This window comes from Nonomuraea lactucae, from assembly GCF_003313395.1.
GTDB lineage: Bacteria > Actinomycetota > Actinomycetes > Streptosporangiales > Streptosporangiaceae > Nonomuraea > Nonomuraea lactucae.
In genome coordinates this window covers 1-4,638 of record NZ_QNFZ01000772.1, presented here as the reverse complement: position 1 = coordinate 4,638, position 4,638 = coordinate 1, and the positions used below count along the sequence as shown (strand labels likewise).

6 protein-coding genes are annotated in these 4,638 nt (G+C 71.3%); 4 read left to right on the top strand and 2 right to left on the bottom strand.

What is annotated here, in order from left to right:
* Nucleotides 1-167 precede the first annotated feature (167 nt).
* Nucleotides 168-512, bottom strand: a complete 345-nt coding sequence (locus tag DQW85_RS27190) for an RNA polymerase-binding protein RbpA (protein ID WP_101786769.1) — start codon at nucleotides 510-512, stop codon at nucleotides 168-170.
* 256 nt (nucleotides 513-768) lie between these two features.
* Nucleotides 769-1,893: a trypsin-like serine protease gene (locus DQW85_RS27185; RefSeq protein ID WP_113702760.1), complete on the bottom strand. Its 1,125-nt coding sequence runs from the start codon at nucleotides 1,891-1,893 to the stop codon at nucleotides 769-771.
* A 151-nt stretch (nucleotides 1,894-2,044) separates the two neighbouring features.
* On the opposite strand from DQW85_RS27185, the gene DQW85_RS27180 reads away from it, so the two are divergent.
* The 4 genes from DQW85_RS27180 to DQW85_RS27165 form a co-directional block, all read left to right on the top strand.
* Nucleotides 2,045-2,950, top strand: a complete 906-nt coding sequence (locus DQW85_RS27180; protein ID WP_113702759.1) for a helix-turn-helix domain-containing protein — start codon at nucleotides 2,045-2,047, stop codon at nucleotides 2,948-2,950.
* A 108-nt stretch (nucleotides 2,951-3,058) separates the two neighbouring features.
* On the top strand, nucleotides 3,059-3,697 hold the full coding sequence (locus DQW85_RS27175; RefSeq protein ID WP_113702758.1) for a hypothetical protein: 639 nt from the start codon (nucleotides 3,059-3,061) through the stop codon (nucleotides 3,695-3,697).
* Between the two features lie 85 nt (nucleotides 3,698-3,782).
* Nucleotides 3,783-4,421, top strand: coding sequence for a TetR family transcriptional regulator (locus tag DQW85_RS27170; protein ID WP_240197453.1), 639 nt, complete (start codon nucleotides 3,783-3,785; stop codon nucleotides 4,419-4,421).
* Nucleotides 4,421-4,638: hypothetical protein (locus DQW85_RS27165; RefSeq protein ID WP_205315442.1), on the top strand; the 218-nt coding region annotated here is incomplete at its 3' end. The genes DQW85_RS27170 and DQW85_RS27165, both read left to right, overlap by 1 nt.

Here is a 4,638-nt window from a genome sequence, read left to right as displayed (position 1 = left end):
CGAGGGGCGCGGCTGGCCGCCTCGTCCTCGCGGCGGGCAGGCTCCGCGACCACGCGGCCGACGGCAGGGCCGGAGCGTGCGGCCCGCTCCGTCACGAAAGGCGCCGTCGGCCGGGCAAACAAGACGCCCCCGGGCCGGGGCCCGGGGGCTCACACCGTGAGATGAAGTCAGGCGCTCTTGCGACGCTGGGCACGCAGAACGGCCAGCCTCTCGTTGAGCACCTCCTCCAGGTCCTCGATCGAACGACGCTCCAGGAGCATGTCCCAGTGCGTCCGCGGTGGCTTGGTCTTCTTCGACTCCGGCTGCTCGCCGTCCACCCGCACCGCGGTCGCGCCGCACATGCGGCACTCCCAGGTCGCGGGGATCTCTGCCTCAGCGGCGAGCGGGACCTCGAAGTTGTGGCCCTTCGGACAGGTGTAGGGCACCTCCTGGCGCGGGGCCAGATCCGTGTTACGGTCGTTCTCGTAGCTGGTTGCCCCGAGCCGGGTGCCACGAAGTGCGCGCTCGCCCATGTCTAAATGCCTCCTACAGGGCCCCCATGCGTGGGGGGTCTGTCTCCCACGGTGTCTAACGCTTGGTACCGTGATGGGATTCCCACCCGCGGGGTGATCCAATCGCCCAGGCCCCCAGGAGTTGCCCCGGCCGGCCACCCGGCCGCCCGTGGAGCGGGGCCCCGGTGCGGGCCGGGAGCGCGGCGAAGGGGCCGCACAGCCGGTCAGGCGCACCGGGGCTGCTCAGCGGGTCAGACCCAGCGGGCCGAACTCTGGGTCACGAGAACCAGCGCAGCCGCCACCTGTCGATGTGGCCGACGTCCTGCGCGGCGCGGTCGGTGACGCGCAGCTTCCAGGTGCCGTTGGCGTTGCCGTTGTTCGGGGTGGAGACCGTGAAGCTGCCGGTGATGTTGTCGTTGCCGTCGTTCCCCGATGGTGCGACGACCGGGTAGACGGTCCCGTTGGGCGCCACGAGCTCGACCTTCAGGTCACCGCGCCAGGTGTGCACGATGTTCAGGTCGACCTCCAGCGTGCCGGGGACGGCGCCGCTGGTGCCGCTGACCTGCAGGGGCGACTCGGCCGTGCCCGAGTCCGGTATCTGGACGTCGGCCTGGGACTCGAACTGCTTGCCCCCGCCGCCGCCGCCGACGATGCCCTCCACCCATGACTTGTGATAGGCCGCGTCGGTGTAGAACGACGGTCCCTGCCCGCAGACGGCGCTGGTGCCGCCGTGCGTGCCGCCCGCGAGCTGCCAGACGCCCGCGACCTTGATCAGGGCGGGCCCGCCCGAGTCGCCGTAGCAGGCGCCGCGCCAGCCGTTGGGGTTGTTCACGCAGAGCTCCCACTGGTTCCGGCCGCATGACTGGTCCGGCAGGATGCTGGTGTCGAGCTGCTGGAGGATGGTCGGGGGAGCGCAGGGGTTGGGGTCGCACACCGCGCCCCAGCCGAGCAGCCGGATCGGCGAGCCGATCGGGGTGCTGGAGGCCACTTCGAGCGGCTGGTACGAGACCGGGTTGGCCAGCCTGACCAGGGCCGCGTCGCTCGCGGAGCTGGGATGGAGGACGACCTGGGCGCTGCGGACCACGACGCCGCCGCTGGTGCGGTTGTGCGAGCCGATCCTCGCCTGGAAGGTGCCCGGCCCCTCGTCGTCGACGCAGTGCTTGGCCGTGTACAGCCACTGCGGCCTGATCAGCGCCGCGCCGCAGAAGTGGCCGCCGCCGAGAGACTGCAGCGACGCCATGTAGGGGTACGGCTCCGTGGCGTCGACCCCGCCGATGATCTGGGCCGAGGGGGTGGGGTCCGGAACGGGGTTGAAGACGGTGGTCGCGCGGGCCGCGAGGGCCTGCGAGACGAGCCCGAGGGTCACGACTGCCGTTAAAAGAATCTTGAGTACCGCGCGCATGGCTCTCCTTGGATGGGGGGTTGCAGCGGCTGTCAGTCAGTTTGATCTCGGATGTCAAACGTCATCAATTGGCGGAATTTCGAGGTATTGACAGATCCTCCGAACTCTGCTGCCGTATGACGATCAACCCTGACTCACAGGGAGGGCGGCCATGACTCGCAGCGTTCGCTCTGTTGAGGATCTGCTCGTCGTCGGCCCGTTCCACGAGGCGTTGCGAGCCGCGATCAGCAGGAGCGGACTGACCCTCGACCGCCTGCGCTGCAAGATCGCCCAGCGTGGCCGGCCGATCGCGATCTCCACACTGAGCGACTGGCAGAAGGGCCACCGCCGCCCGGGCACCGAGCACTCCCTGCTCGTGGTCGAGGCGCTGGAGGAGATCCTCGGCCTCCCGCCGAAGTCGCTGCGCAACCTGCTCCGGCACAACGCGGTCGGCCTCGACGAACATGACGGGCCGATCGCCGAGTTGCTGGACGGGTTCCCGCTCTCCCGCCGGCGTGATGTCGTGATCATCAGTCAGCAGCAGAAGGCGTTCGTCGATCGGCACGGCGTCACCTCGCGGATCTGGAGTCGCACGCTGATCCGCGCGCGGCGCGACGGCGTGGACCGTTACGTGATGCGTTACTTCGGCGACCCGGGCTGCAGCATCGCCGACGTCGAGCCGCGAGCCCTGGAGAACTGCCGGCTGGGCCGGGTGGAGCGGCATCCGAGCCAGCCGGTGCTGGTGGCGGAGCTGCTGCTGGACACCAGCTTGAAGGCCGGCGACACCTGGGTGTTCGAGGACGAGTGCCGCGACCGGACGGGCTCGCCGGGGACGGAGTACGGTCACGGCTTCCGCTGCCCGGTGGCGCACTTCCTGCTGGAGATCCGCTTCGACCCGGGCAGGCTGCCGTCTGCCTGCTACTCCTACGCCCGTTCCACGCTCACCGACGCCATGCACCGCACCGGCAGGCTCGTGCCCAACGGTGACCACGCCGTGCACCTCTCGGCCTCCAACGTCAAGGCCGGCGTGCTCGGCATCGAATGGGAGTGGCCGGACGGAGACCACGCCGGCGACTGAGGCGGACGCCCGCGCCGCGACCGTGAAATTCGACGGGCTCCATTACTCCTAGTCAGGAACTCCCAACAAACGCCAAACGTTCCTCCAACGCGACCCAAAGGAGGTCACATGGCGGGAACGTCGGCGACGATCGACCTGGGAGACCGTCGGCTGGGAAAGCTGCTGGTGAGGCTGGGTCTGTGTCTGCTCGCGGGCGTCGGGCTGGCGGTCTTCGCGGAAGGGCCCACATGGCGCGGCGTGGGACTCGCGGGCGTGCATGTCGTCGCCGGGTTCCTGATCGGCCTGCCCGCCGGGCGATACTTCGTGAGGTCCGGCGAGCCGCCGCAGCGCATGACGCCGGTCATAGTGATCAACGTCGCGCTCCAGGAGGTGCTGCGCCTCGGGCTGGTGACCTGGTCCGGCGCGGGGGCTGTCGAGGCCGCCTGGATCGGGCTGTGGACATGGATCCCCGTGCTGATCTTCGGGGTGTTACGGCTGCTGCGGGCCGGCACCGCGCCCGAGACCGGACCGGGCGAGAGCCCCGCACGCGCGCTCGGGCCGGAGACCGTGGTGGTCGGCGCGGGGGCGATCGCCAGGGAGGTCGCGCTCTGGCTGCTGGTGGCGTGGAGCCCGGTGCTGACGCTGCTCACGTTCGCGGTGGAGGCGGGTGCCGGCCTGCTCGAGTACGCGACGGCGAGGAGGCAGTGGCTGCAGGCGGCCGTCGGCTACCTGCTCATGGCCCTCGCGCTGACGCTCTGGCTCACCTGACCACCCCGCGCCGATTGAGCGTCCGCTCAAACTCCCGGTAGGGTGCGTTTGAGCACTCGCTCAACCCGGGAGGAGATGACGCCTCGTGGCCGCCGGCCGTCCAGTGGGCGACACCAAGGATCGACTCGTCGACGCCACGATCGAGACCCTGCGCACCCGCGGCATCACCGGCGTGTCGGCGCGGGCCATCGCGGCACGGGCCGAGGCGAACCAGGCGCTGATCTTCTACCACTTCGGCAGCGTCGACCGGTTGGTGGCCGTGTCCTGCACCACGGCGACCGCCCGGCGTGTGGAGGCCTTCCGCGAGCGGTTCGCGAAGGTGGGTTCGCTGCGCGAGCTTCTCGCCGCGGGCCGGGAGCTGCACGCCGCCGAGCGTGCCGCCGGGAACGTCGCGGTGCTCGCGCAACTGCTGGCCGGAGCGCAGCGCGACCCCGCGCTGGCGGAGGCGGCCGGCGCGGCGCTGGAGCTGTGGGTGCGCGAGGTCGAACACGTCCTCGCCCGGGTGCTGAGCGGCACGCTGCTGGCGGAGATCGCCGACATGCCGGGGCTCGCGCGCGCGGTGTCGGCGGCGTTCATCGGCATCGAGCTCTACGAGGGCGCCGATCCGCGGGCGGCCGGTGACGCGCTCGGCACGCTGGACCGCCTCGGCGCCGCCCTGGAGGTCCTCGACGACCTGGGTCCGCTCGCCACCCGCGCCGTGCGGGCCAAGATCCGGCGCTCCTGATGCCCGACTGGACCTATCACCCGCTGCGCCGGTTCGCGGGCGCCCTGCTGGGCGTACGGCGATCGCGACTGGCCGCCCTGCGGGCACTCGCGGCGCTGAGCTCGTTACCCGGTGGCCACCGCCTGATCCAGGGCGCGGCCGGTCACACGGCGCCTCCGGCGGCGCTGGCCGGGACCGTCGCGGGCGTCGGCGTGGCGACGCGGCTGGGCGCGGTGGT

Coding starts and splice junctions, on each gene's coding strand:
- DQW85_RS27190 (WP_101786769.1), bottom strand. CDS start 512: ATGGGCGAGCGCGCACTTCGTGGCACCCGGCTCGGGGCAACCAGCTAC.
- DQW85_RS27185 (WP_113702760.1), bottom strand. CDS start 1,893: ATGCGCGCGGTACTCAAGATTCTTTTAACGGCAGTCGTGACCCTCGGG.
- DQW85_RS27180 (WP_113702759.1), top strand. CDS start 2,045: ATGACTCGCAGCGTTCGCTCTGTTGAGGATCTGCTCGTCGTCGGCCCG.
- DQW85_RS27175 (WP_113702758.1), top strand. CDS start 3,059: ATGGCGGGAACGTCGGCGACGATCGACCTGGGAGACCGTCGGCTGGGA.